Raw genomic sequence first — 20,571 nt, 5'->3', positions numbered from 1 at the left:
GCCGCTCGGGGCGGTCGCGGCTGCGGGAACGGATGCGGTCTTGGTCTTCTTCGCCATCTGGGAATCTCCGGGAAACAAGGTGAATTCGGGTTCGAGTCTAGTCAGGCTTCAAAGGCCCCTCATGACACTCTGCTGACGCCTTCGAGCGGGCAGGCATAGATCGCGTTGCGCAGCGCGGCGATCGCCTCGTAGCGCGTGAAGGTGCGGCGCCACGCGAGCACCACGCGCCGCGTCGGCACCGGCGTCGCGAACGGCACGTAGCGCACGTGCGGCTGCTGGTCTTTCGGCACGCTGAGCTGCGGCACCACGGTGATGCCCATGCCCGACGCCACCATGTACTTGATGGTCTCGAGCGACGAGCCCTCGAAGCTCTTGCGGATGCCCTCGGCATCGCTCGAGAAGCGGGCGTACTCGGGGCAGACCTCGAGCACGTGGTCGCGGAAGCAGTGGCCGGTGCCGAGCAGCAGCATCGTCTCCTGCTTGAGTTCCTCGGCGGTGATGCGCTTGCGCTTGGCGAGCGGGTGGTCCTTGGGCAGCGCGACGACGAAGGGCTCGTCGTACAGCGGCGCGATCGCGAGGCCGGTGTCGGGGAAGGGCTCGGCCATGATCGCGCAGTCGAGCTCGCCGGTGCGCAGCATGTCGAGCAGCCGGGCGGTGAAGTTCTCCTGCAGCACGAGCGGCATCTGCGGCACGCGCTCGATCGCCTGCTTCACCAGGTCGGGCAGCAGGTAGGGGCCGATCGTGTAGATCACGCCGACGCGCAGCGGCCCCGACACCGGGTCCTTGCCGCGCTTGGCGATCTCCTTGATGCCGGCCGCCTGGTCGATCACCGACTGGGCCTGGCGCACGATCTCCTCGCCGAGCGGGGTCGCGCTGACCTCGTTGGAGCCGCGCTCGAACAGCTTGACGTCGAGTTCTTCCTCGAGCTTCTTGATCGCGACGCTGAGGGTGGGCTGCGAGACGAAGCAGGCCTCGGCGGCGCGCCCGAAGTGCTTCTCCCGGGCGACGGCGACGATGTATCTCAGTTCGGTCAGTGTCATGGCAACCCGCTCAAGCCCAGCACGGAGAAGCACGGAAGAATATCCGACACCCGGGCGCGCGTCATGCGCCTGCCGGCATCACCTTGCGATACCCCGGGCTGTGGCGCTTGCGAAGGCCGGAGCGCCAGCAGATTCTCCGGCCCGCGGCATCCGCCGCGCACCGGAAGACCCCGAATGAGCAAGCCCCCTTCACGCGCCCTGAGCGCCGCCTCGCTGCTGGCCGTGGCCTCGCTGTCGGCCAGCCTCAGCGCCTGCTACGTCGTGCCGATCGACCCGCGCACCGGCCAGGGCTACCCGATCCAGCGCGGCGACGCCCGTGGCGATACGCCACCGCCCGCCAGCGTGACCGTCGTGACGCCCCCCGCGCCCGCGGCACCGCCCGCCCCCACCGTGCTGAACGCCCGGCTTTACCCGCTGAACACGCAGGCCAACAAGGGCGGGCTGCTGACGGCCGTCGTGGTCGACAACAACACCGGCCGCGGCAGCTTCACGCTGTCGTACCTGGGTGACACGATGCAGGGCGAGAGCACCCGCGTCGACAACAGCTATGCCGCGTTCGGGCGCATCTACAACGAGGTGCTGGGGCTGAACCAGCGCAGCTTCAGCGGGCGCCGCGGCATCGCGAACGCGTATGGCGGCAAGGGCGTGAATGCCCAGTGCGAGTACCTGATCACCGGGCCGGGCATCGGCACCGGCGCCTGCCAGTTTTCCGATGGCGCCCGCTACCAGATCCACTTCGGCAGTTGAGCGGCCTCAGCTTCTCTCAGGCCTTCGCGGGGCGCTTGACCGCTTCGAGCTTGTCGAGGCCGACGGCCTCGAGCGCCTTCTTCAGCGCCGCCAGATCGACCTGCTGGCCCTTGGCCTCGACGACCACGCCATTGGTCAGCAACACCGTCACCTCGCCGTGGCTGCCGTCCTTGCGGTACTCCTCGCGCACGGTGCGCTCGCCCTGCTTGTAGACCTTCTCGACCTGCTCGGCCGTCTCCTTGTCCATCGTCATGCCGGACCAGGCGGCCAGCGCCGCGAGGCCGGCCGTGCCGCCCAGGTCGGTGATCGTCAGCTGCACGCGCTTGTCGGCCGCGGCATACGAGGCCTTGGCCATCGAACTGGCGATGCCGATCGCCTGGCCGCCCTGCGATTCGATCGATTCACGCTTCAGCTCGCCCAGCGCCTCGGGCAGCACCGCCTTCAGGTCGGCCGGCGCGATCGGCTGGCCGTTGCCGCCGGTCAGCGCACCCATCATCTCGCCCATCGCCTTGCCGGTCGCCGCAGGGTCGCCTGACTTCTGCGCCTCTTCCATGCGCTTGCCGGCCTCTTCCAACTTCTTCGAGAGGTCATCCATCTTCGCGGTGTCGACCTTGATCTCGCCCCCCGGCGTCTTGATCGTCACCGCGCTGCCGTGCGAGCCGGCCCAACCGCCCCACGAGCCCACGCGCATCGGCCCGCCCATCGCCGTCAGCGCGCCCAGCACGATGTAGATCACGATGGCGCAGACGATCACCACCGCCGTGTACGCGCCCGCCTTGTCCTGCGGGCACTTCATCAGCACCGGCAGGCCGAGGTAGATCAGGTAGATGCCATACAGCGACGCGATGATGCCCAGGATCCACAGCCCCGGTACCAGGTGGAACACGCCACCGACCCAGCCGGCGGTGCTGGCATACGCCACCAGCTTCAGCGCGCTGACCTGCCCCTTGGTGCCGCCGAAGCTGGGCGCGAGCGCGTCGACGATCAGCGTCAGCACGAAGACGTTCACGAGCGCCAGCACATAACCCAGCACCAGCGTCGACAGCCCCCAGAACCCCGGTCCGACAATGAAGATCAGGCCGAGGAACGACGCGACCGGCGGGATCGCCGCCAGGATCAGCACGTAGCCCTTGTAGATCGAGGCCTGTGTCGCCGGCTCGGCATCGATCGCCGGCCAGGTCTGCTTCGGCTTCAGCAGGATGTCTTGAACGCGCTGGATCAGGTTCATGGGGCAGGCCCTCCGCGGTTGATGGTGCCGCGCGGATGCTATCCCGCGCGTTCCGCTGGCAGGGCGCCAGAAACTAGGGGGATGCCCGCGCCGCCTCGTGCCGTCAGACCTTCAGGCCTTCAGGTACTCGGCCTTGCCGCCCAGCCAGCGCGCCACGTGCTGCTCGGCGATGCGCGGATGCTGCGCCAGCAACAGCGTCGCGACGGCCCGCGCGCGGTGCACCAGCGCCTCGTCGAGCGCGAGGTCGGCGAAGCGCAGCAGCGGCGCGCCCGACTGCCGCGCGCCGAGGAACTCGCCCGGCCCGCGGATTTCCAGGTCGCGCCGCGCGATCTCGAAGCCGTCGTTCGTCTCGGCCATCGCGCGCAGCCGGTCCTTGCCGGTCGGCGACAAGGGCGCCGTGTAGACCAGCACGCACACGCTCGCGACCGAGCCGCGCCCGACGCGACCGCGCAGCTGGTGCAGCTGGCTCAGCCCGAAGCGCTCGGCATGCTCGATCACCATCAGCGAGGCGTTCGGCACGTCGACGCCGACCTCGATCACCGTCGTGCTGACCAGCACCTTCATCTCGCCCGCGGTGAACAGCGCCATCACCGCGGCCTTCTCCGCCGCCGGCATGCGGCCGTGCAGCAGGCCGACCATTTCATCCGGCAGCGCCTCGCACAGCTGCTGGTGCGTGGCGGTCGCGTTCTGCAGGTCCAGCGTCTCCGATTCCTCGATCAGCGGGCACACCCAGTACACCTGCCGGCCGCGTGCCACCTCGTCGGCGATGGTCAGGATCACGTTGCCGCGGCGCGCATCGCTGAACACCTTGGTGACGATCGGCGTGCGCCCGGGCGGCAGCTCGTCGATCGTGCTGACGTCGAGGTCGGCGAACACCGTCATCGCGAGCGTGCGCGGGATCGGCGTCGCGCTCATCATCAGCAGGTGCGGCTCCAGTGCGCCCTGCTGCAGCTTGGCGCGCAGCGCGAGCCGCTGCGCGACACCGAAGCGGTGCTGCTCGTCGATGATGGCCAGCCCCAGCCGCGCGAACTCGACCTCGCCCTGGATCACCGCATGCGTGCCGACCACCAGCCCGGCCTCGCCCGAGGCCACGCGCACCAGCATCTCGCGCCGCGCCTTGCCCTTGCGGCTGCCGGTCAGCCAGGCCACCTGCACGCCCAGCGGCTCGAGCCAGCCGACCAGCTTGCGGAAATGCTGCTCGGCGAGGATCTCGGTGGGCGCCATCAGCGCGCACTGCCAGCCTTCGTTCATCGCGATCGCGGCCGACAGCGCGGCCACCACCGTCTTGCCCGAGCCGACGTCGCCCTGCAGCAGCCGGTGCATCGGCACCGGGCGCTGCAGGTCGATGGCGATCTCCTCGACGACGCGGCGCTGCGCCGGCGTCAGCGAAAACGGCAGCGCCGCGAGCAGCTTCTCCTGCAGGCCGCCGGCATGCACCGTGAAGGCCGGCGCCTGCTGCAGCGCCCGCTCCTGCTTGGCCTGCAGCTGCGACAGCTGCTGCGCGAGCAGCTCCTCGAACTTCAGGCGCTGCCACGCCGGGTGGCTGTGGTCCTCGAGCGTGGCGAGGCTCACGTCGGGCGTCGGGTGGTGCAGGAACCGCAACGCGTCGCGCAGGCTCATCAACCCGGGCGGCAGCAAGGCCGGCGGCACGATCTCCGACAGGTCGGCGCGCTGCAGCCCCGAGGCCACCGCCTTGCGCAGGTAGGCCTGCGGCAGCGTCGCGCTGGTCGGGTAGACGGGCGTCAGCGCCTCGGCCAGCGGCGTGCCGTCGTCGACACCCTTGAAATTCGGGTGCACCATCTCGCGCCCGAAGAAGCCGCCGCGCACCTCGCCGCGCGCCCGCACCCGCTTGCCGACGCCGAGCGTCTTCTGGTGGTTCGGGTAGAAGTTCAGGAAGCGCAGCCAGAGTTCCTCGGTGCCGTCGTCGATCTTGACGACCAGCTGGCGGCGCGGGCGGAACTGGATCTCGCACTCGCGCACGATGCCTTCGACCTGCGCGTTGTCGCCGTCGCGCAGCGATGCGATCGGCGTGATGCGGGTCTCGTCCTCGTAGCGCAGCGGCAGGTGCAGCGCGAGGTCGATGTCGCGCACCAGGCCCAGCTTCTCCATCGCCTTCTGCGGGGCGGATTTTTCGCGCACGGGCACGGCGGCAGGAGGTTCGACAGGGGACTCGCTGGGAGAGGAGGCGGCGCGACCGGGCATGCGCGGATTCTGCCGCGTCGACCGACCGTGGAAGAATCCGTCCCCTGCAGATCTTCGTCAGGCCGGTCCAGCCTGCATGCCATGTCGTCCGATTCCGTTCCTTTCCCTACCTCTCGCCACTTCACGCTGAGCGATTTCGACTTCGCACTGCCGCCCGAACTGATCGCGCAGCACCCGGCCGCCGAACGCAGCGCGTCGCGCTTGCTCGACGGCCGCACCGCACCGCCGGTCGACCGCATCTTCCGCGAGCTGCCCGCGCTGCTGCAACCGGGCGACCTGCTCGTCTTCAACGACACGCGCGTGATCAAGGCCCGGCTGTACGGCGCCAAGGCCAGCGGCGGCGCGGTCGAGGCATTGGTCGAGCGGCTGCTGCCCGGCAACGAGCTGCTGATGCACCTGCGCGCCAGCAAGTCGCCGAAGCCGGGCCAGACGGTGCGCTTCGCCGACGCCTTCGATGCCGAGGTGCTGGGCCGCGGCGGGCCGGACGGCAGCCTGTTCCACCTGCGCTTCCCATCCGACCCGCTGGCATTGCTGGAGCGGCACGGCCATGTGCCGCTGCCGCCGTACATCACGCATGCCGACGAGGCCGACGACGAGCGGCGCTACCAGACGGTGTTCGCCGCGCGGCCGGGCGCCGCCGCCGCGCCGACCGCCGCACTGCATTTCGACGAAGGCGTGCTGGCGGCGCTGCGCGAGCGCGGTGTGGGCAGCGCGAGCGTCACGCTGCATGTCGGCGCCGGCACCTTCCAGCCGGTGCGCAGCGAGAACATCGCCGAGCACACGATGCACAGCGAATGGTTCGAGGTGCCGCAGGCCACGGTCGACGCGATCGCGCGCACGCACGCGGCCGGCGGGCGGGTGGTGTCGGTCGGCACGACGACGCTGCGCGCGCTGGAATCGGCCGCGCGCGGCGGCGTGCTGCAGGCCGGCAGCCGCGACACCGACATCTTCATCACGCCCGGCTTCAGGTTCCGCGTCGTCGACGTGCTGGTCACCAATTTCCACCTGCCGAAGAGCACGCTGCTGATGCTGGTCAGCGCGTTCGCCGGCTACGAGCACGTGATGGCGCTGTACCGGCATGCGATCGCGCAGGGGTATCGGTTCTTCAGCTATGGGGATGCGATGCTGCTGGAGCGCCCCACCTCTTCCGTTGCCGGACAATCCCCCCATGCTCCAGTTTGACCTCCTCAAGACCGAAGGCCGCGCGCGCCGCGGCCGCCTGACGCTGAACCATGGCGTCGTCGAGACCCCGATCTTCATGCCGGTGGGCACCTACGGCACCGTCAAGGGCGTGATGCCGCAATCGCTCGAAGAGATGGGCGCGCAGATCATCCTCGGCAACACCTTCCACCTGTGGCTGCGCCCGGGCGTCGACATCCTGCGCCAGTTCGGCGGGCTGCACCGCTTCGAAGGCTGGACCAAGCCCATCCTGACCGACAGCGGCGGCTTCCAGGTCTGGTCGCTCGGCGACATGCGCAAGATCAGCGAGGAAGGCGTGCGCTTCGCCTCCCCCGTCAACGGCGACAAGCTGTTCCTGACGCCCGAGATCAGCATGCAGATCCAGCGCGCGCTGAACAGCGACATCGTGATGCAGTTCGACGAGTGCACGCCCTACGAAAGCAAGGGCCACCTGACGACCGAGCGCGAGGCCCGCGTCTCGATGGAGCTCAGCCTGCGCTGGGCGCGCCGCTGCCTGGCCGAGTTCCAGCGCAACGAGAACCCGAACGCGCTGTTCGGCATCGTGCAGGGCGGCATGTTCGAGAACCTGCGCGAGGAATCGCTCGCGTCGCTGGTCGAACTCGACCTGCCCGGCTACGCGATCGGCGGCGTCAGCGTCGGCGAGCCCAAGGCCGAGATGCAGCGCATCATGGCCCACACGCCGCACCGGCTGCCGGCCCACAAGCCGCGCTACCTGATGGGCGTCGGCACGCCGGAAGACCTGGTCGAGGGCGTCGCCGCCGGCGTCGACATGTTCGACTGCGTGATGCCGACCCGCAACGCGCGCAACGGCCACCTGTTCACCCGCTTCGGCGACCTGCGCCTGCGCAACGCCCGCTACCGCACCGACGAGCGCCCGATCGATGAAACCTGCAGCTGCCACACTTGCAAGGGCTTCAGCCGCGCCTACCTGCACCATCTCGACCGCTGCGGCGAGATGCTCGGGCCGATGCTCACCACCATCCACAACCTGCACTACTACCTGAACCTGATGCGCGAGGTGCGCGACGCGCTCGACGCCGGCCGCTTCGCCGAGTTCACGAAGCAGTTCGCCGCCGACCGCGCACGCGGCCCGGGGCCGATCCCGGAACCGGCTACCCTGCCGTGAAGTCGTTCACGCTCGCCGCCGTCGCGTGTGCACCAGCGACGGGCACACTCAGCAGCTTTGCCAGATAGCAGCCACGTCAGCCCGACCCGATGCTCCGCCGATTGATCTCGACGGGTGAGCGCCTGTGGGCGTCCTTGCACGCCTTCCTGCAGTTGCCAGGCCGCCCATCCCAGGACACCGACAGCCGCGTTCAACTGAGCGCGCTGCGCATCGTCCTGCTCAGCGGCATCACGCTCGAAGCGGCGATCGCGCTGCACAGCTCGTGGATCGGGCTGCAGCGCGGCGTCTACTACATCCTCGTCATCGTCATCGCGTTCTACGTCGCGCTGCTGGCAGCGATCCGCTGGTCGACGCAGCACCAGCGGCTGGCCAGCAACGGACTGATCGTCATCGTCTACGCCGCCGGCCTGGTGATCGCCACCTGCGTGCGCATCCCCGAGGTGCAGCGCCTCGGCTACGTGTTCTGCTATTCGGCCCCGCTGCTGGCCGGGCTGCTGCGCGGCTACCGGCTCGCGCTGGCGCTGATGGCGCTGAACCTGGTGCCGTTCGGCCTCGCGGCCTCCGGCTTCGTGATGCCCAACCTGTTCGGGCTCGACGTCACGCTCAACACCTCGCCGCTGTACATCCACGGCCTGCTCTTCACCTTCTTCAACTTCTGCCTGCCGCTTGCGGTGTTCCGCATCCTGAGCGCGGCCACGCATTCGCGAGAACACGCGCAGCGCATGCAGGACCTGTACGAGGACCTGTTCGAGAACCAGGGCACCGCCGTCGTCGTGTGCCGCGACGACGGCCGCGTGCGGCGCGGCAACCGGCTGTTCGCGCAGCTCGCCGGCAGCGGGTTCGACGACCAGCCGCTGTCCCGCTGGCTGCGTTCGACCGCCCCGGAGGGTAGCGCTGTCCCGAGCTTCGACGCCGGCACCGAATGGCTGGCCGGCGAGGGCCGCGCGCAGCGCCGGCTGGTGGTGCGCAACCGCTTCGCCTGCGGCGACCGCCACTTCGCGGTGAGCTTCCAGGACGTGACCGAGCTGCGCGAGCTGCAGCGCAACCTGGTGCGCAGCCAGGCCGAAGCCGAGTACCTGGCGTCGCACGACGTCGTCACCGGCCTGCCGCGCCCGGAAGGCATGGCGCAGTGGCTCGATCGCCAGCGCGCGATGCTGCTGCCCGGCATGGTGATCCCGGTGGTGTCGTGCGGGCTCGGCTCGCTGCGCCAGGTCAATGCGCGCTTCGGCATGGCGCAGGGCAACCAGTTCATCGTCGCGTTCGCGAACGCGCTGCGCGAGGCCGGCGGCAAGGACAGCTACATCGCCCGCACCCGCGGTTCGATGCTGAGCATCGCGCTGCCGCCGGTGCCGGCGGTGCAGGCCACGATGGCCGTCACGCGGCTGCGCCGCGCGCTGCCGCAGCAGCTGCAGGTCGGCAGCGGCCACGTGCTGGTCGAGCTGGCGGTGGGCGCCGCGCTGTTCCCGATCGACAGCGCGCAGGCCGCCGAGGTGATGCACCGCAGCGGCGTCGCGATGGAGCTGTCGCGCGAGGGCGCGAGCGCCGACGAGGTCGGCACGCCGATCAGCGAGCGCGCGGTCAGCCGCCGCATCGCGATCGAATCGGCGCTGGAGCGTGCGATCGACGACCGCGAGCTGCACGTCGTCTACCAGCCGCAGGTGCGCTCGAACGGCCAGTTGCTCGGCTTCGAGGCGCTGGTGCGCTGGAACAGCCCGGCGCTCGGCGCGGTGTCGCCGGCCGAGTTCGTGCCGGTGGCCGAGCAGATGGGCTGCGTGTCGCGCATCACCGACTACATCCTCGACGAGGTGTGCCGGCAGCTCGCGCTGTGGATGGCGGCCGGGGCGCAGGCGCCGCGCGTCGCGGTGAACCTGTCGGCGCGCGACCTCGACCGCGACAACCTGTTCGAGACGGTGCTGGCCGCGGTCGGCCGCTACGACGTGCCGGTCGGCGCGCTCGACCTCGAGGTCACCGAGACCTTCCTCGCCGAGCGGCCCGAGCGCGCGCTCGCGCAGCTGAAGCTGCTGCGCGAATGGTCGTTCAAGATCTCGATCGACGACTTCGGCACCGGGTATTCGTCGCTGTCCAAGCTCGCCGACCTGCCGATCGACGTGCTGAAGATCGACCGCAGCTTCCTGCTCGACCTGCCGGGCAACGCGCGGCGCGAGCGCATCGTGCGATCGATCGTCACGCTGGCCAACAACCTGCACCTGCAGGTGGTCGCCGAAGGCGTCGAGCGCGGCGCGCAGCTGCGCTTCCTGCAGATGCTGGGCGTCGACGCCTACCAGGGCTTCCTGTTCCACGCGCCGGCACCGGCCGAGCACTGGACGCCGATGCTGCTCGGCGGGCTGCCGTCGATCGAGGACCTGATGCTGCCCGGGCCGCCACAATTCGGCCACAGCCTCATTTGAGGAACACGGGAGACAGCGTGACGGGAGAGGTCGATTACCTGATCGTCGGCGGCGGCTCGGCCGGCTGCGTGCTCGCGAACCGCCTCAGCGCCGACCCGGCGACCACGGTCGCGTTGATCGAGGCCGGCGGCGATGGACGCGGCGCGCTGATCAACATGCCGGTCGGTGCCGTCACGATGCTGCCGACGCGGCTCAACAACTGGGCCTTCGAGACCGTGCCGCAGCCCGGACTGAACGGCCGCCGCGGCTACCAGCCGCGCGGCAAGGCGCTGGGCGGCTCGTCGGCCATCAACGCGATGATCTACACCCGCGGCCACCGCAGCGACTACGACCACTGGGCCGCGCTCGGCAACGCGGGCTGGTCCTACGACGAGGTGCTGCCCTACTTCAAGAAGGCCGAGAACAACGAGCGCCTGCACGACGAGTTCCATGGCCAGGGCGGCCCGCTGCACGTCAGCGAACTGCGCAGCGCGAACCCGTGGCAGCAGGTCTGGCTGCAGGCGGCACGCGAGGCCGGCTTCCCGATCAACGACGACTTCAACGGCGCGAGCCAGGACGGCATCGGCATCTACCAGGTCACGCAGCACCGCGGCGAGCGCTGGAGTGCCGCGCGCGCCTACCTGCACCCGGTGATGGACAGCCGCGACAACCTGCACGTGCTGACGAAGGCGCAGACGCTGCGGGTGCTGTTCGACGGCAAGCGCGCCATCGGCATCGAGATGGCGCGCGGCCGGCACGTCGAGCGCCTGATGGCGCGCCGCGAGGTGATCCTGTGCGCCGGCGCGCTGCAGACGCCGCAGCTGCTGCAGGTGTCGGGCGTCGGCGATGGCGCCTTCCTGCAGCGCACCGGCATCCACCTGAAGCACCACCTGCCCGGCGTCGGCCGCAACCTGCAGGACCACGTCGACTTCACGTTCGGCTACCGCGTGCCCGACACCGCGCTGTTCGGCTTCTCGCCAGCCGGCAGCCTCAACGCGCTGCGCGAGTACGGCCGCTACCGGCGCGAGCGCCGCGGCCTGTTGACCAGCAACTTCGCCGAGGGCGGCGGCTTCCTGCGCGTGTCGCCCGATTCGCCGGCACCCGACGTGCAGCTGCACTTCGTCGTCGCGCTGGTCGACGACCATGCGCGCAAGCTGCACCTGCGGCACGGGCTGTCGTGCCACGTCTGCCTGCTGCGCCCGCGCAGCCGCGGCACGGTGCTGGTGCAAAGCGGTGACATCCGCGACGTGCCGCTGATCGATCCGAAGTACTTCGACGATCCCGACGACCTGGAGGTGCTGGTCGAGGGCTGGAAGCTGACGCAGCGCCTGTTGCAGGCGCCGGCGATCGCGTCACGCCTGAAGCGCGACCTGTTCACGCCGGGCGTCGCGAGCGACCATGAGATCCGCGAGGTGATCCGCAACCGCGCCGACACCATCTACCACCCGAGCGGCACCTGCCGGATGGGAGGCGATGCGCTGGCGGTGGTCGATGCGGCGCTGCGCGTGCACGGGCTGCAGGGGCTGCGCGTGGTCGACGCCTCGGTGATGCCGACGCTGATCGGCGGCAACACCAACGCGCCGACGATCATGATCGCCGAGAAGGCGGCCGACCTGATCCTGGCCGCCGCCTGAGCGGTCAGGCTGCGGCAGATTCAGGCCGCGGCGAGCAGTGTCTCGAGGCAGTGCTCGCGGATGCCGTAGAAGGCCTTGATCTCGCGGATCTGCGYCAGCACCTCGTCGGCCGGCCTGGGCTGGGTCCGCTTGACCGCGAGGATCATCTTGTTCTTGCTGGTGTGCTCGAGCGCGACGAACTCGAACACCTGCGTGTCGTAGCCCTGCGAGTCGAGCAGCAGCGCGCGCAGGCCGTCGGTCAGCATCTCGGCTTCCTGGCCAAGGTGGATGCCGTGCTGCAGGATCGGCCGCAGAGGGTGCGGGCTCAGCAGCTGCGGGCGGATCTGCTTGTGGCAGCACGGCGAGCACATGATGATGGACGCGCCGGCGCGGATGCCCATGTCGATCGCGTAGTCGGTGGCGATGTCGCAGGCGTGCAGCGCGATCATCACGTCGACCGGCTCGCGCGCATGCGTGCGCACGTCGCCGTGGCGGAACGTGAGCCCCGCCATGCCGTTGCGCTGCGCGGCCGCGTTGCACAGGCGCACCATGTCCTCGCGCAGCTCGACACCGGTGACGTGGGCGTTCATGCCGCGCGTTGCGTGCAGGTACTCGTGCATCGCGAAGGTCAGGTAGCCCTTGCCGGCGCCGAAGTCGAGCACCCTCACCTCTTTCGCGTCGCGCAGCGGCGAGGCCTTCAGCGCGCTGTCGAGCACCTCGACGAACTTGTTGATCTGCTTCCACTTGCGCGCCATCGCCGGCACCAGCTGGTGCTGCGGGGTGGTGACGCCGAGGTCGGTCAGGAACGGGCGGGCCAGGTCGACGAAGCGGTGCTTCTCGCGGTCATGACCGGTGGCCGCGTCGTCGGCCTCGTGCTCGACGGCGGCCACGCGCAGCGTCTGCTGGCCTTTCTTGCTGACCATCAGCTGCACGTCTTCGGCGCGCGTCATCAGGTGCAGGTGGCCGAACAGCTCGGTGGCGCGCTCGCGCAGGCTCTGCAGGCCATCGGCGAGCGGCATGTTCTTGGTCACGTCGCGGGTGCGGTGGGTGTAGACGAAGCTGAGCGTGTCGGCGTCGCGCACCTGGATGCGGCGCACCGTGGCGCGCAGCAGGTCGGGCTCGGGCCCGCGGTACTTGGCCAGCACCAGCTTGACGAAGCTGTGCTCGTCCAGGCTGTCGGCCAGCCGCTTGAAAAACTTGTCGCCGTCGCTCGTGCTGCTCGTCATCCGCCGCATTATCCCGGGCCCTCGGCCACCGCATCGCTTGCGCGGACAATCCGTCTCCATGAACCCCGATACGCCCTTCCCTTCTCTGGATGACATCCGCGCCACCGCCGACCGCCTGGCCGGCAAGGTGCTCGCCACGCCGGTGTGGCGCTGGCAGACCGGTGCCGCCGCGACCCGGCTCGCGCCGTCGACCGAGGTCTGGCTGAAGCTCGAGCTCTGGCAGACCACCGGCAGCTTCAAGCTGCGCGGCGCGCTGAACTGCATCGAGGCGCTCGACGCCGACGCGAAGCAACGCGGCATCGTTGCCGCCAGTGCCGGCAACCATGCGATCGCCGCGGCGTACGCGGCACGCATCGCCGGCACCAGCGCGACGGTCGTGATGCCGAAGCACGCGAGCCCGTTGCGCATCGCCACCTGCGAGGGCTTCGGCGCAAAGGTCGTGCTGGTGGCCAACGTGCACGAGGCCTTTGCAGGCGCGCAAGCGCTGGTGGCCGACGAGGGCCGCACGATGATCCACCCGTTCGACGGCCCGCTGACGTCGCTCGGCACCGCGACGGTCGGGCTGGAGTTCATGCAGCAGGTACCGCAGCTCGACGCGGTGGTGGTGCCGGTCGGCGGTGGCGGCTTGATCTCGGGCATCGCCGCGGCCGTCAAGCAGATCAATCCGGACTGCCGCGTCTATGGGGTCGAGCCGCTGGGTGCGGATGCGATGTACCGCAGCTTCCAGGCCGGCGAACCGGTGAAGCTCGACGCGGTCGACACGATCGCCGACAGCCTGGGCGCGCCGTACGCACTCGCGTACAGCTTCGACGTGTGCCGTCGCTTCGTCGATGAGATCGTCCGCGTGTCAGACGACGACCTGTGCCGCGGCATGCACGATCTGTTCATCGACATGAAGCTCGCGGTCGAGCCGGCGCCGGCCGCGGCGGTGGCCGCGCTGTTCGGCCCGCTGAAGGAGCGACTCGATGGCCGCCGCGTCGGCCTGGTCATGTGCGGCAGCAACATCGACGCCGCCCGCCACGCCGAACTGGTGGCGCGCGGCAAGCCGGCCTGACGAGCATGCCGCGGCGGCCGAAGCATCACTACAGCGTCTACGTGGTGGAGCTGGCCGATCAGGTGTGGAACGAGCCGAGCTTCCGCAAGGCGAACCCCGACTACCAGCTGGGCAAGCCCTTCGTCTACGTCGGCATGACCGGCCTGGACCCGGACGTGCGCTTCGACAAGCACAAGGCCGGCATCCAGGCCAATCGCTTCGTCACGACTTATGGGCTGCGGTTGCTGCCGAAGCTGTACGAGGTCTACAACCCGATGCCGTACGACGGGGCGCGGGACATGGAAGTGGAGCTGGGGATTGCGCTGCGGGAGGCCGGGTTCGGAGTCTGGCAGGCGTAGCGCGTCGCGTCGCATCGCGGCGGGTGGCGGAAGGGGCTGGGGACTCATGCCGGGGCGGTCGGCCCGGGGGCCGACTCCACGAAGAAGATCGGCTTCGGGGGTGCATCGGCAAACTCCCGCCACTCACTTCGTTCGTTGTGGTCAAACAGTGCCGATGAGTCAGTCCACGAAGCGTGCTGCGCACGCCACCCCCGAAGCCGATCTTCTTCGTCGCCCCAGAAATCGCCCCCAGCCCCTCCCGCCACCCGCCGCGACGCTCAACACCACCCGCTCTTGTTGGGGGAAAAGACCGAACAGACGGTTGAGCATGCGAGCGTCGGCGCGCTTGTCCGTCTGTTCAGTCTTTTCCCCCTCCCCACCCGCGCCTTTGCTCGCGCGAAAACCGTCAGCTCCGGAGACGAAACGCGGCATCCCAGCCGAGCTCGCGCCGCACCTTGTCACCCGTGATCTGCCAGCTCGGCTCAGCGACGTTGTAGATGCCCGGCGCGCCGCGATCAACCGCCAGCAACGCCGCATACGCCGCAGCGTCCACATGCAATGCAGACGGCTTGCCCGCGGCCGTCTCGACCCCGGTCCCCGGCCCGTAGAACTGGCCATAGCGCAACACCACGCCGTCGAGACCCGGGGATTGCGTCACCAGGCGCTCCAGGGTCGCAACCGCTTCCACCGTGTGCGCCCGCGCCCCTTCCGCCTTCAGGTCCAGCGGATCGTTCTCGGCATGCGGCTCGCGCCCCGCGGCATACACCCACGCGATGCTCTGCGCCACCATCCGCTTCGCTCCACACGCAAGCGCCGCATCGACCAGGTTCTGCGTGCCCTCGATCCGCAGCCGCGCGTTGCGGGCCAGCGCTTCGTCGCGCGTCGCCGCATCGTTCAGCAGCGCCAGGTCGGTCACCTGGTGCACGATCACGTCCGGCTTCAGGCGCAGCATCGTCGCGCGCACCGCAGCCGCATCGAACACGTCGAGCACGATCGGCTCGGCGCCCGCGGCCATGATCGACGCTGCCTTCGCCTGGCTGCGCGTCGTGCCGAACACGTTGTAGCCACCGCCGACCAGCAGCGGGATGAGCCGGCGACCGACGACACCCGTCGCACCGGCAAGAAGAATCTTCGTGGAAGTCATGAACTCATTCCACACCAAAGCGGAAGCCCCACCGGCAACAGGTGCTCTGCAGCGGGAGGACAATCGCGGCCATGTTGAAGAACCTTGAAGCCATCTCGCAAGCAGCACCGTCGCGTGGCGACGTGTTGCTGTTCGTCGTGTAGTTCAAGGTCTTCCCCACCATCGGAAGGCCCTGCGCCTTCCGGTCCCAGAAACCCCGGTCGGCACTGCCCCCGGGGTTTCTGCTTTTCAGTCTGCACGTTACTGCCATGCGCACCTACGACAAGTTGATCGCCACGATTCAAGACCGCCAAAGCACGGGAGGCTTGCGCTCGTCCTTTGGCGTGTCCGTCGACACCACCCCAGCCATGCAAGTTACGGGCTAGCCCACCGCGAATCTTCGCTTGGGCTGGCAAGAACAGCCCCAGTTTGAAAGATTCGTCATGAACCGCAACACCCGCCTCCTGCGCAACATCGGCGTCATCGCCCACGTCGACGCCGGCAAGACCACCACCACCGAACGCATCCTGTTCTACACCGGTGCGAATCACCGCATCGGTGATGTGAACGATGGCAACACCGTGATGGACTACGACCCGCAGGAGCGGGCGCGTGGCATCACCATCAACAGCGCGGCCACCACCGTGTTCTGGAACGGTGCGCAGATCAACCTGATCGACACGCCCGGACACATCGATTTCAACATCGAGGTGAACCGCTCGCTGCGCGTGCTCGACGGCGCGGTCGTCGTGTTCGACGGCGTCGCCGGCGTCGAGCCGCAGACCGAGACCAACTGGCGCCTCGCCGACAAGTACCGCGTGCCCCGCCTCGCCTTCATCAACAAGCTCGACCGAGTGGGTGCCGACTTCACCCGCGTCGTGCAGATGATGGAGTCGCGCCTGGGCGTGACCGCGCTGCCGCTGCAACTGCCGATCGGCGCCGAGGACTCGTTCCGCGGCGTCGTGGACCTGCTCGGCCGGCGCGCGCTGGTCTGGCCGGCCGCCGATGCGAGCCAGCCGCCGCTCATCGAAGCGATCCCCGACGACCTGCAGGCGCAGGCGACGATCGCCCGCGCCCGCCTCGTCGAGGCCGTGGTCGAGCGCGACGACGCGCTGCTGCAGGCCTGGCTGCAAGGCGACGAGCCGTCGGTCGAGCAGCTGCGTGCGGGCCTGCGCGCCGGCACGCTGGCGGGCGCCTTCGTGCCGGTGCTGGCCGGCTCGGCGTTCCGCAACCGCGGCATCGAGCCGCTGCTGGATGCCGTCATCGACTACCTGCCGGCTCCCGGCGACGTCGCGACCGAAGGCCAACCCGAATCGGACGCCGACGGCCCGCTGGCCGCGCTCGCGTTCAAGGTCGTCTCCGACGACCACGGCGCGATGGTCTTCGTGCGCGTGTACCGCGGCCGCCTGCGGCCCGGCGACAGCGTGCTCAACGCCAGCACCGGCCGCACCGAACGCGTGGCGCGGCTGTATGAAGTGCATGCCGACAAGCATGTGGAAGTCCCGGCCCTCGAGGCGGGAGACATCGGTGCGCTCGTGGGCCTGAAGGACACGACGACCGGCCACACGCTCGCCGACAAGCGCCATCCGGTCGTGCTGGAGAGCATCTCGATTCCGGAACCGGTGATCCACATCGCGGTGGAGCCGCGCACGCAGGTCGACCAGCAGCAGCTCGGCAAGGCACTGGCCGCGCTCGCCAAGGAAGACCCGAGCCTGCGCATCCGCCAGGACGCCGAATCCGGCCAGACCCTGCTGTCCGGCATGGGCGAGCTGCAGCTCGAGGTGACGCTGGAGAAGCTGCGCACGCGCCATCGTGTCGAGGTGACGGTGGGCCGGCCGCAGGTCGCCTACCGCGAGACGGTCACGCGCACGGTCGAGGTGAGCCATGTGCACAAGAAGCAGAGCGGCGGCCCCGGGCAGTTCGCCGGCGTGACGCTGCGCATCGCGCCGCTGGCGCGCGGCGACGGCCTGCGCTTCGTGAACCAGGTGACCGGCGGCGCGATCCCGCGCGAGTTCATTCCGGGCGTCGAGTCCGGCGTGAAGCGCGCGGCCGAGACCGGCGTGCTGGCAGGCTACCCGGTGGTCGACATCGAGATCACGCTGCTCGACGGCAGCTTCCACGAGCGCGACTCGTCGGTGCTGGCGTTCGAACTGGCGGCGGTTGCGGCCTTCCGCGACGGCGTCGCACGCGCGGCGCCGGTGGTGCTCGAACCGGTGATGGCGGTGGAAGTCGTCACGCCGGCCGACTACCTCGGCGACAGCATCGGCGACCTGCACCGCCGGCGCGGCCACGTGCGCGCCCAGCATCCGCGCGGCAACGCGACGGCGCTGGAAGCGCACGTGCCGCTGAAGGAGATGTTCGGCTACATCGGCAGCCTGCGGGCGCTCTCGTCCGGGCGTGCGCAGTACTCGATGCAGTTCAGCCACTACGCCGAAGTGCCGGCGCCGCTGCAAGCCGAGTTGCTCGCCGCCTAAGTCCCCAGCCCGCGTTCGCTGAGGGACAGCGTGCGCCGGAATTCCCGGCGCACGCGGTACAGCTGGGCCGGCCGGTTGGCCCGACCCAGCTCCAGTTCACCGTCGATCGGCTCCAGCATCGCGAGCTCGTCCATCTTGCGGCGAAAGCTCACCTTGTTGACCGGCTCGCCGAGCACCGCCTCGTACACCGCCTGCAGCTGCGGCAGCGTGAAGCGCTCGCCGCACAGGTGCACCGGCAGCGACGAGTAGTGGCTCTTCACCCGCACCCGCGACACCGCCAGCTCGACGATGCGCCCGTGATCGAACGGCAGCGTCGGCAGCCGGTCGGCCGGCAGCACGCGCAGGTGCGCCGCATCGACCGGCACCAGCTGCAGCGGCACCAGTGCGTAGTACGCGATCGACACCGACCAGCCGCGCGGATCCCGCCCGGGGCCGGACAAGGTCGCGAGCTGCTCCAGGTACGGGCTCGCGATGCCGGCCTTGTCGCGCAGCACCCGCATCGCGGCATCCTCCGCGCCCTGGTCCTCCTGCTGGTGCACGTAGCCGCCGGGCAGCGCGAGCGCCCCGCGGAAGGGCTCGCGGTCGCGCTTGTGCAGCACCACGTGCAAGGCATCATCGCGCAGCGTCAGCAGCACCACGTCGACGGTGCAGATGACGGGTGGGTAGGAGTCGGCGGCCATGGGCTCGATGTTAGGGCCACCGTCCGGCAACCCGCTAGTTAGTTGCAATGTTGATCTAACTCGTCTAGAGTACCGTCACGTTCAAGACGAAAGCCTGCGATGAACCTGCGAACCCAGCTTCTGATCATCGACCCGCAGAACGATTTCTGCGACCTGCCCGCCACCTGGCGGCCCATCGATCCGCTGACCGGCCAACCGGTCGCCCCCGCGCTGCCGGTCAGCGGCGCCCATGCCGACATGCAGCGCCTGGCCGGCTTCATCCGCCAGGCCGGCGATGCGATCACCGACATCACCGTGACGCTCGATTCCCACCACCGCGTCGACATCGCCCACCCGACCTTCTGGCAACAACGCGACGGCAGCGCGGTCGGCCCGTTCACGCCGATCACCGCGCAGCAAGTGCGCGACGGCGCGTTCCGCCCGCGCGATGCCGCCGCGCTGCCGCGCACCCTCGCCTACCTCGATGAACTCGAAGCCCGAGGCCGCTACACGCTGATGGTCTGGCCGGTGCACTGCGAGATCGGCAGCTGGGGTCACAACATTCATGCCGACGTGCGCGCCGCCTGCAACAGCTGGGAAGAGCGCCGGCTCGCAGCGGTCGAGATGGTCACCAAGGGCGAGAACCCGTGGACCGAGCACTACAGCGCGGTGCAGGCCGAGGTGCCCGATGCGGCCGATCCCGACACCCAGCTCAACCAGGCCCTGATCGAGCGCCTGGACCGCGCCGACCTGTTGCTGATCGCCGGCGAGGCCGGCAGCCATTGCGTGAAGGCCACCACCGAGCACGTGGTCGACCACCTGCCCGGTGGGCGGCTGGAACGCGTCGTGCTGCTGACCGACTGCCTGAGCCCGGTCGGCGGTTTCGAGGCGCAGCAGCAAGGGTTTCTCGACGCGATGCGCGCCCGCGGTGTTCAACTCGCGACCAGCGGCGAGGTCCTTCGCCGCCTGACTTGAAAGCCACCATGCCACCCGTCATCCACAGCCTGCTGGAGACCGATCTCTACAAGTTCACGATGTGGCAGACCATGCTGCACCGGCACCCGCAGACGCAGGCCGAATACAGCTTCGTCTGCCGCAACGCGCCGGCGTACCCTCTGGCCGAGCTGCTCGGCGACGTGAACCGCGAGCTCGACCACCTGTGCGCGCTGCGCTTCACCGAAGACGAACTCGCCTACCTCGGCGCGTTGCGCTTCATCAAGTCGGACTTCGTCGACTTCCTGCGCATCTTCCAGTTCCAGCGCGTCTTCATCACCGCCCGGGCCGACGGCGACACGCTGCAGATCATCGCGAACGGCCCGCAGGTCCACGTGATGGCCTTCGAGATCTTCGTGCTGGCCATCGTCAACGAGCTGTACTTCCGCCGCTTCGATGCCGCCGCCGCGCTCGCCGCCGGCCGCGAGCGACTGCAGGCGAAGATCGCGACGCTGCGTGCCTTCGGCGCCGAGCCGCCGCGCCGCAACCCGTTCGAGTTCTTCGACTTCGGCGTGCGTCGGCGCTACAGCGGCGCGTGGCAGCGCGAGGTCGTCTCGACGCTGAAGGAGGCCTTGCCCGAGTACTTCCGCGGCAGCTCCAACGTGCTGCTCGCGAAGGAGCTCGGCCTGGTGCCGATCGGCACGATGGCGCACGAGTACCTGCAGACCTTCCAGGCGCTCGGCGTGCGGCTGCGCGATTCGCAGAAGGCCGCGCTCGAGGAATGGGTGCAGGAGTATCGCGGCGACCTGGGCGTCGCGCTGACCGACGTGGTCGGCATGGACGCCTTCATCGCCGACTTCGACCTCTACTTCGCGAAGCTGTTCGACGGGCTGCGCCACGATTCCGGCGACCCGGTCGTGTGGGGCGAGAAGGCGCTGGCCCACTACGCGAAGCTGCGCATCGACCCGCACACGAAGCGGCTGGTGTTCTCCGATGGCCTGACCATCGAAACGGCCCTCGAGCTCTATCGTCATTTTGCCGACCGCACGCAGACCGGCTTCGGCATCGGCACCAGCCTGTCGAACGACGTCGGCCTGACGCCGCTGAACATCGTGATGAAGCTGACCCGCTGCAACGGCCAGCCGGTCGCCAAGCTGTCCGACAGCCCCGGCAAGACGCTGTGCGACGACCAGACCTTCCTCGCGTACCTGCGCCAGGTCTTCAACGTCCCCACCTGATGGA

16 protein-coding genes are annotated in these 20,571 nt (G+C 69.4%); 10 read left to right on the top strand and 6 right to left on the bottom strand.

Annotation, left to right across the window (positions count from 1 at the left end):
* Positions 1-119 precede the first annotated feature (119 nt).
* The gene (locus ACXJLU_RS04580; RefSeq protein WP_073467765.1) at positions 120-1,040 is read right to left on the bottom strand and encodes a LysR substrate-binding domain-containing protein; all 921 of its coding nucleotides are present in this window, start codon (positions 1,038-1,040) and stop codon (positions 120-122) included.
* 174 nt (positions 1,041-1,214) lie between these two features.
* Here ACXJLU_RS04580 and ACXJLU_RS04575 point away from each other — a divergent pair, with 174 nt between their 5' ends.
* Positions 1,215-1,787: a hypothetical protein gene (locus ACXJLU_RS04575; protein ID WP_457329290.1), complete on the top strand. Its 573-nt coding sequence runs from the start codon at positions 1,215-1,217 to the stop codon at positions 1,785-1,787.
* 16 nt (positions 1,788-1,803) lie between these two features.
* Here ACXJLU_RS04575 and ACXJLU_RS04570 read toward each other — a convergent pair whose 3' ends face one another.
* The gene (locus ACXJLU_RS04570) at positions 1,804-3,015 is read right to left on the bottom strand and encodes a Yip1 family protein (protein WP_457329289.1); all 1,212 of its coding nucleotides are present in this window, start codon (positions 3,013-3,015) and stop codon (positions 1,804-1,806) included.
* Positions 3,016-3,126: 111 nt separating this feature from the next.
* Positions 3,127-5,217, bottom strand: coding sequence for an ATP-dependent DNA helicase RecG (gene recG, locus ACXJLU_RS04565; RefSeq protein WP_457329288.1), 2,091 nt, complete (start codon positions 5,215-5,217; stop codon positions 3,127-3,129).
* Positions 5,218-5,298: 81 nt separating this feature from the next.
* On the opposite strand from recG, the gene queA reads away from it, so the two are divergent.
* From queA to ACXJLU_RS04545, 4 genes are all read left to right on the top strand, one after another.
* Positions 5,299-6,399, top strand: a complete 1,101-nt coding sequence (gene queA, locus ACXJLU_RS04560) for a tRNA preQ1(34) S-adenosylmethionine ribosyltransferase-isomerase QueA (protein WP_457329287.1) — start codon at positions 5,299-5,301, stop codon at positions 6,397-6,399.
* Positions 6,386-7,543: a tRNA guanosine(34) transglycosylase Tgt gene (gene tgt, locus ACXJLU_RS04555; protein ID WP_457329285.1), complete on the top strand. Its 1,158-nt coding sequence runs from the start codon at positions 6,386-6,388 to the stop codon at positions 7,541-7,543. The genes queA and tgt overlap by 14 nt, the downstream gene beginning before the upstream one ends.
* 89 nt (positions 7,544-7,632) lie before the next feature.
* Positions 7,633-9,951: a putative bifunctional diguanylate cyclase/phosphodiesterase gene (locus ACXJLU_RS04550; protein ID WP_457329284.1), complete on the top strand. Its 2,319-nt coding sequence runs from the start codon at positions 7,633-7,635 to the stop codon at positions 9,949-9,951.
* Between the two features lie 17 nt (positions 9,952-9,968).
* The gene (locus ACXJLU_RS04545; RefSeq protein WP_457329283.1) at positions 9,969-11,564 is read left to right on the top strand and encodes a GMC family oxidoreductase; all 1,596 of its coding nucleotides are present in this window, start codon (positions 9,969-9,971) and stop codon (positions 11,562-11,564) included.
* A 20-nt stretch (positions 11,565-11,584) separates the two neighbouring features.
* Here ACXJLU_RS04545 and ACXJLU_RS04540 read toward each other — a convergent pair whose 3' ends face one another.
* Positions 11,585-12,769: a class I SAM-dependent methyltransferase gene (locus ACXJLU_RS04540; protein WP_457329282.1), complete on the bottom strand. Its 1,185-nt coding sequence runs from the start codon at positions 12,767-12,769 to the stop codon at positions 11,585-11,587.
* 58 nt (positions 12,770-12,827) lie between these two features.
* On the opposite strand from ACXJLU_RS04540, the gene ACXJLU_RS04535 reads away from it, so the two are divergent.
* Both ACXJLU_RS04535 and ACXJLU_RS04530 read left to right on the top strand, forming a co-directional pair.
* The gene (locus tag ACXJLU_RS04535) at positions 12,828-13,823 is read left to right on the top strand and encodes a threonine ammonia-lyase (RefSeq protein ID WP_457329281.1); all 996 of its coding nucleotides are present in this window, start codon (positions 12,828-12,830) and stop codon (positions 13,821-13,823) included.
* 5 nt (positions 13,824-13,828) lie between these two features.
* A complete protein-coding gene (locus ACXJLU_RS04530) occupies positions 13,829-14,161 on the top strand; it encodes a hypothetical protein (RefSeq protein WP_047503712.1) in 333 nt (110 codons plus the stop codon).
* A 385-nt stretch (positions 14,162-14,546) separates the two neighbouring features.
* Here the strand turns inward: ACXJLU_RS04530 and ACXJLU_RS04525 are convergent, their stop codons facing one another.
* Entirely contained in the window at positions 14,547-15,284 is a 738-nt protein-coding gene (locus tag ACXJLU_RS04525) for an NAD-dependent epimerase/dehydratase family protein (protein WP_457329280.1), read from the bottom strand.
* Between the two features lie 422 nt (positions 15,285-15,706).
* On the opposite strand from ACXJLU_RS04525, the gene fusA reads away from it, so the two are divergent.
* Positions 15,707-17,737 carry an elongation factor G gene (gene fusA, locus ACXJLU_RS04520; protein ID WP_457329279.1) on the top strand — a complete coding sequence of 677 codons (2,031 nt, stop codon included), beginning with the start codon at positions 15,707-15,709 and terminating at the stop codon, positions 17,735-17,737.
* On the opposite strand, the gene ACXJLU_RS04515 is transcribed toward fusA, so the two are convergent.
* Complete coding sequence (locus ACXJLU_RS04515; protein ID WP_457329278.1) at positions 17,734-18,417, bottom strand: NUDIX hydrolase; 684 nt, start codon at positions 18,415-18,417, stop codon at positions 17,734-17,736. The two genes, fusA and ACXJLU_RS04515, sit on opposite strands and share 4 nt — an antisense overlap.
* 99 nt (positions 18,418-18,516) lie before the next feature.
* Between ACXJLU_RS04515 and ACXJLU_RS04510 the strand changes: the two genes are divergently transcribed.
* Both ACXJLU_RS04510 and pncB read left to right on the top strand, forming a co-directional pair.
* Entirely contained in the window at positions 18,517-19,371 is an 855-nt protein-coding gene (locus ACXJLU_RS04510; protein WP_457329277.1) for a cysteine hydrolase family protein, read from the top strand.
* A gap of 8 nt (positions 19,372-19,379) precedes the next feature.
* Positions 19,380-20,567 carry a nicotinate phosphoribosyltransferase gene (pncB, locus tag ACXJLU_RS04505; protein WP_457329276.1) on the top strand — a complete coding sequence of 396 codons (1,188 nt, stop codon included), beginning with the start codon at positions 19,380-19,382 and terminating at the stop codon, positions 20,565-20,567.
* The last annotated feature ends 4 nt before the right edge of the window (positions 20,568-20,571 follow it).

It is taken from the genome of Rhizobacter sp. P5_C2, from assembly GCF_054049715.1.
This window is presented reverse-complemented; position numbering and strand designations above follow the sequence as displayed.

Bases quoted from the DNA above. Each gene is read 5' to 3' on its own strand.
- ACXJLU_RS04580 (WP_073467765.1), bottom strand. From the start codon at position 1,040: ATGACACTGACCGAACTGAGATACATCGTCGCCGTCGCCCGGGAGAAG.
- ACXJLU_RS04575 (WP_457329290.1), top strand. From the start codon at position 1,215: ATGAGCAAGCCCCCTTCACGCGCCCTGAGCGCCGCCTCGCTGCTGGCC.
- ACXJLU_RS04570 (WP_457329289.1), bottom strand. From the start codon at position 3,015: ATGAACCTGATCCAGCGCGTTCAAGACATCCTGCTGAAGCCGAAGCAG.
- recG (WP_457329288.1), bottom strand. From the start codon at position 5,217: ATGCCCGGTCGCGCCGCCTCCTCTCCCAGCGAGTCCCCTGTCGAACCT.
- queA (WP_457329287.1), top strand. From the start codon at position 5,299: ATGTCGTCCGATTCCGTTCCTTTCCCTACCTCTCGCCACTTCACGCTG.
- tgt (WP_457329285.1), top strand. From the start codon at position 6,386: ATGCTCCAGTTTGACCTCCTCAAGACCGAAGGCCGCGCGCGCCGCGGC.
- ACXJLU_RS04550 (WP_457329284.1), top strand. From the start codon at position 7,633: ATGCTCCGCCGATTGATCTCGACGGGTGAGCGCCTGTGGGCGTCCTTG.
- ACXJLU_RS04535 (WP_457329281.1), top strand. From the start codon at position 12,828: ATGAACCCCGATACGCCCTTCCCTTCTCTGGATGACATCCGCGCCACC.
- ACXJLU_RS04530 (WP_047503712.1), top strand. From the start codon at position 13,829: ATGCCGCGGCGGCCGAAGCATCACTACAGCGTCTACGTGGTGGAGCTG.
- ACXJLU_RS04525 (WP_457329280.1), bottom strand. From the start codon at position 15,284: ATGACTTCCACGAAGATTCTTCTTGCCGGTGCGACGGGTGTCGTCGGT.
- fusA (WP_457329279.1), top strand. From the start codon at position 15,707: ATGAACCGCAACACCCGCCTCCTGCGCAACATCGGCGTCATCGCCCAC.
- ACXJLU_RS04515 (WP_457329278.1), bottom strand. From the start codon at position 18,417: ATGGCCGCCGACTCCTACCCACCCGTCATCTGCACCGTCGACGTGGTG.
- ACXJLU_RS04510 (WP_457329277.1), top strand. From the start codon at position 18,517: ATGAACCTGCGAACCCAGCTTCTGATCATCGACCCGCAGAACGATTTC.
- pncB (WP_457329276.1), top strand. From the start codon at position 19,380: ATGCCACCCGTCATCCACAGCCTGCTGGAGACCGATCTCTACAAGTTC.